At 59.0% G+C, this 4439-nt stretch carries 2 protein-coding genes and 2 pseudogenes; all 4 read right to left on the bottom strand.

Going from position 1 to position 4439, the window contains the following annotated elements; all coding sequences use genetic code 11:
* A pseudogene (locus tag VI25_RS20795) lies at nt 1-674 on the bottom strand (M13 family metallopeptidase N-terminal domain-containing protein); the annotation flags it as partial.
* Between the two features lie 93 nt (nt 675-767).
* Nucleotides 768-2915, bottom strand: coding sequence for a M13 family metallopeptidase (locus VI25_RS20790; RefSeq protein ID WP_236705174.1), 2148 nt, complete (start codon nt 2913-2915; stop codon nt 768-770).
* A 103-nt stretch (nt 2916-3018) separates the two neighbouring features.
* Nucleotides 3019-3873, bottom strand: a complete 855-nt coding sequence (locus VI25_RS27330; RefSeq protein WP_236705173.1) for a M13-type metalloendopeptidase — start codon at nt 3871-3873, stop codon at nt 3019-3021.
* A pseudogene (locus VI25_RS27325) lies at nt 3816-4439 on the bottom strand (M13 family metallopeptidase N-terminal domain-containing protein); the annotation flags it as partial. The pseudogene VI25_RS27325 and the gene VI25_RS27330, both read right to left, overlap by 58 nt.

The raw sequence follows: 4439 nt of genomic DNA, 5'->3' as shown, positions 1-4439 counted from the left end.
CGGTCGGGCATGCCCAGGCCACCCTGGCTAAAATTGACGGCGTACACCGTGCTCTGCTTGCGGTCGGGGCCCACGCCGGCCCGGAAGAAAGCCCCAGTGCCCAACGCTTGCTGCCGGGCTACCACCGTTTGTAGGCCTTTCAAATCCTTCACCGCCGCAATGCGCGCCAGCTCCGGTTTCAGGGGCGTGATGCCGGCCTTCTCAATGGCCACTGAGTCCATGGCGGAGGCGTAGTAGTCGCCCACCTTCTGCATGTTGCTGCCCTTGGGCGCCGAGGTGTTGGCCGCAGCTTCCTCCAAAATCTGACGGCTGACGGCGTTGTTGCGGTCGGCAAGCTGCTGGAAGCTACCCCAGCGCACCTCGCTGCCCGGAATGGGCGTGTTCTTGAGCCACGTACCGCTGGCAAAGTGGAAAAAGTCGTCGCAGGGCGATACGGCCGGGTCGATGTTGGCTACATCCAGGCCGACTCCTTTCACCACGGGTGCTTCAGCAGCTGGGGCCGCCACAGTAGCATCAGTGGCAGTAGCGTGGTAGCTACGGGCTTCGAAGAGCTGCAGCCCGCTATGGCCAGGCCAGCCACCGACAAGGCAGCCAGAGTGAGTGTGTTTCTGTTTTTCATACTGGAAAGGAATGGAAGAACGGAGCTGAGTTAAGTAGCCAGGGAAGCCCGTCATGTCGAGCTTTTAGCTTTGTATACTTCAAGATCAAAAGAAGAAAAGCGAGCTGCCAGAGGCAACTCGCTTTTCCATTTCTTACTTATCTAAGGCTTACCACACACGGGCACGCACGTTCTGGGCGCGCACCATCTTGGCATCTTCCTTACAGCCAAAGGCCTCATAGAACTCGGGCATGTTCATCAGTGGGCCGTTGGTGCGGTACTGCGCGGGTGAGTGCGGGTCGGTGAGTACCTGCTGGCGCAGAGCCTCAGGGCGCATGCTGGTGCGCCATACCTGAGCCCAGGCCAGGAAGAAGCGCTGCTCGGGCGTCAGGCCGTCGTACTGCGGGCGGGGGCTGCTGCCGTATTGCTTTTGAAGCTGCTTTTGCAGGGCGCTGTAGGCCAGGGCCGTACCGCCGAAGTCGGCGAGGTTTTCGCCCATCGTCAGCTTGCCATTCACGTACACCGAGTCAAGCGGCGAGAAAGCGGAGTACTGCTTGCCTACCAAGTCGGTGCGCTTCGAGAATTCAGCGGCATCTTCCTTGGTCCACCAGTCGCGCAGGTTGCCCTCGGCATCCGACTGACGGCCCTGGTCATCAAAGCCGTGCGTGATTTCGTGGCCGATTACCGCGCCCATACCGCCGTAGTTCACCGCGTCATCGGCCTTGGGGTCGAAGAACGGAGGCTGCATAATACCGGCCGGGAACACGATTTCGTTCATCGTGGAGTTGTAGTAAGCATTCACCGTCGGTGGGGTCATGCCCCACTCGGTGCGGTCAATGGGCTTACCATAGTGGCCTACGTTATCCTTGAACTCCCATTCGCGGGCGGCCAGTACGTTTTTCAGGTATGAATCGCGTGAGATGGTCAGGGCCGAGTAGTCCTTCCACTTGTCCGGGTAGCCGATTTTTACGGTGAAGCCGTTCAGCTTCTTCATGGCCTCCTGCTTAGTGGCGGGGCTCATCCATTCCAGGGCCTGAATGTGCTCACCCATGGCTTCCTTGATGTTGGCCACCATCTCCAAGGCCTTCTTCTTGGTTTCGGGGGTGAAGGCTTTCTCTACGTAGATCTGACCGAAGGCCTCACCTAGGGTAGCATCCGTAGAGCGCAGCATGCGCTTCCAGCGAGGCTGCTGCTGCTTAGCGCCACTCATCACCTGGTTGAAGCGGAACGACTCATCCACGTAGGCCTTGGGCAGAGCCGAGGCTACGGAGTTCACCAAGTGAAAGCGCATGTATGTTTTCCAGTCGCCGATGGGCTCCTGCTTCAGGGCCGCACTGGCTTCCTTCATAAACTCAGGCTGGCCTACAATTACCTCTTTCACCGAGCCTAGGCCTACCTGGGGCAGCATGGCGGTCAGGCCGATGTTCGGGAATTGGGCATTCGCCTCGGCCACCGTCATCTTATTGTAATTGGCATACCGGTCGCGGAGGGCTACGCGGTCTTTGCTAGCTTTGGCGAGCCGGGTTTCTAAGCGCAGCACGGTGGCGGCGTTCTTAGAAGCAGTGGCCTCGTTATCACCCAACATCTTGAACATGTTGGTGAGGTAGGTGGTGTACGCCGTCCGGATGGTCTTGGAGCGGGCGTCATCCTTGAGGTAGTAGTCGCGGTCGGGCAGCGTGAGGCCACCCTGGCCCATGTATACGGCATACTCCGTGCTTTTCTTGGAATCCTGGCGCACGCCCAGGCCGAATACCGAGCGGGTCTGTAGCATCTGCTGGCGCACCAGTTGGGTCTGCAGGCCTTTGAGGTCTTTCACGCTGTTGATGCGCGCCAACTCCGGCTGCAGGTACTTCAAACCGGCCCTTTCAATGGCCACGGTGTCCATAGCCGAGGCGTAGAAATCACCTACTTTCTGAGCATTCGAGCCTTTCGCGGCCGACTTGTTAGCGGCCGACGACTCCAGAATCTGGCGCAGCACGGCGTTGTTCTGGTCGATAAGGGTATTCCAGGAGCCCCACGACGATTCGGCGGCCGGAATGGGGGTATTCTTCACCCAAGTGCCGCTGGCGTACTGGAAGAAGTCTTCGCAAGGCGACACCGACATATCCCGCGCCGACAGGTCCAGGCCAACGCCGGGCAGCACGGGGCCTTTTGCGGCCGTTTCGGTGGTAGCAGATGCGGTAGCAGTAGCGGGGGTGGTTGAGGTGGCCGTGGCGGCCGGGGTGCTAGAAGCGCAGCCTGTTAGGGCTAGGCCGGCGGCAGTACCCAGCGTCAGCAATAAGTAGCTCTTTGCGAACATGTGGAAAGTAAAGGGCATGAAAAAAGTGAAGTAATATACAGGAATATCACCGCACACTTACAAAAAACGAAGCGGTTGAGCGGGTAAACTGATATACTTTCAATTTACCCACCCTGCACCGCTACCAAATAACGGCGCGCTCCGCATCAGGCCGCACCATCTTCTGGCCCGGCTGGCAACCGAAAGCCTGGTAGAATTGGGGCATGTTCATGAGCGGTCCAATGGTACGGTACTGACCGGGCGAGTGCGGGTCGGTGAGAATCTGCTGGCGCAAGGCCTCAGGCCGAATGTTGGTGCGGCGCAGCTGCGCCCAACTCAGGAAGAAGCGCTGTTCTGGCGTAAATCCATCAATGATGGGGCGCGGACCATTACCGTATTGCTTCTGCAGTTGTTTTTCCAGGGCACCATATACTATGGTAAGGCCCGCAAAGTCGGCCAGGTTTTCGCCCATAGTCAGCTTGCCGTTCACGTGCACCGAGTCGAGGGGCGAGAAGGCGTCGTATTGGCGGCCTACCACGGCGGCGCGCTGGGTAAACTGCTCTCCGTCTTCCTTGGTCCACCAGTCGCGTAGGTTGCCCTGGGAATCGTACTGCCGGCCTTGGTCGTCGAAGCCGTGGGTCATTTCGTGGCCCATGACGCCGCCAATGGCGCCGTAGTTTACTGCGTCGTCGGCCTCGGGGTCGAAGAAAGGGGGTTGCAGGTATCCGGCCGGAAACACGATTTCGTTCATCGGCGGGTTGTAATAGGCATTGATGGTAGGCGGCGTCATGCCCCACTCATTACGGTCAATGGGCCCACCAAACTTCTTCACGTTCTGCTGGTAACTCCACTGACGGGCAGCCAGCACATTCTTCAGGTACGACTCGCGGGTAATGTTCAGAGCCGAGTAGTCCTTCCATTTATCGGGGTAGCCGATTTTCACCCGCAGGCATTCAGCTTTTTCAGGGCCTCCTGCTTGGTAGCGTCGCTCATCCAAGTATTGGTTTGGATGTGGTCGGCCATGCTGGCCTTGATGTTGGCTACCATATCGAGGGCCTTTTGCTTGGCCGCAGGTGAGAAAGCCTTGTCTACGTACAACTGCCCAAAGGCCTCGCCCAAAGTAGCATCCGTAGCCGACTGCATGCGCTTCCAACGGACCGCCTGCTGCTTGGCCCCGCTCTGCACCTGCGCAAACCGGAAAGCCTCGTCGCTATACGCCTTGGGCAGGGCCGAGGGCACGGAGCTGACGAGCTGCCAAGCCATATAGGTTTTGACATCGGCCAAGGGCTCCTGCTTGAGCATGGTGCTCACCTCCTTGAAGAAGGTAGGCTGCCCAATGATGACTTCCTTGGCTGCCCCCAACTTGTTTTGAGCGAGGAAAGCCGGCAGGTTGATGTTCGGGAACTGGGCATTCGCCTCGGCCACCGTCATCTTGTTGTAGCTGGCATAGGGGTCGCGCAGTTCCACGCGGCTCTTGCTGGCCTGGGCCAACCGGGTTTCGAGGCGCACAATGGTGGCCGCTTTCTTCGCGGCTGTGGCCTCCGAGTCGCCCATGAGCTTGAA

Origin of the sequence: Hymenobacter sp. AT01-02, assembly GCF_000961955.2 — a bacterium.
GTDB classification, from domain to species: Bacteria; Bacteroidota; Bacteroidia; order Cytophagales; family Hymenobacteraceae; genus Hymenobacter; species Hymenobacter mucosus.
This window is presented reverse-complemented; position numbering and strand designations above follow the sequence as displayed.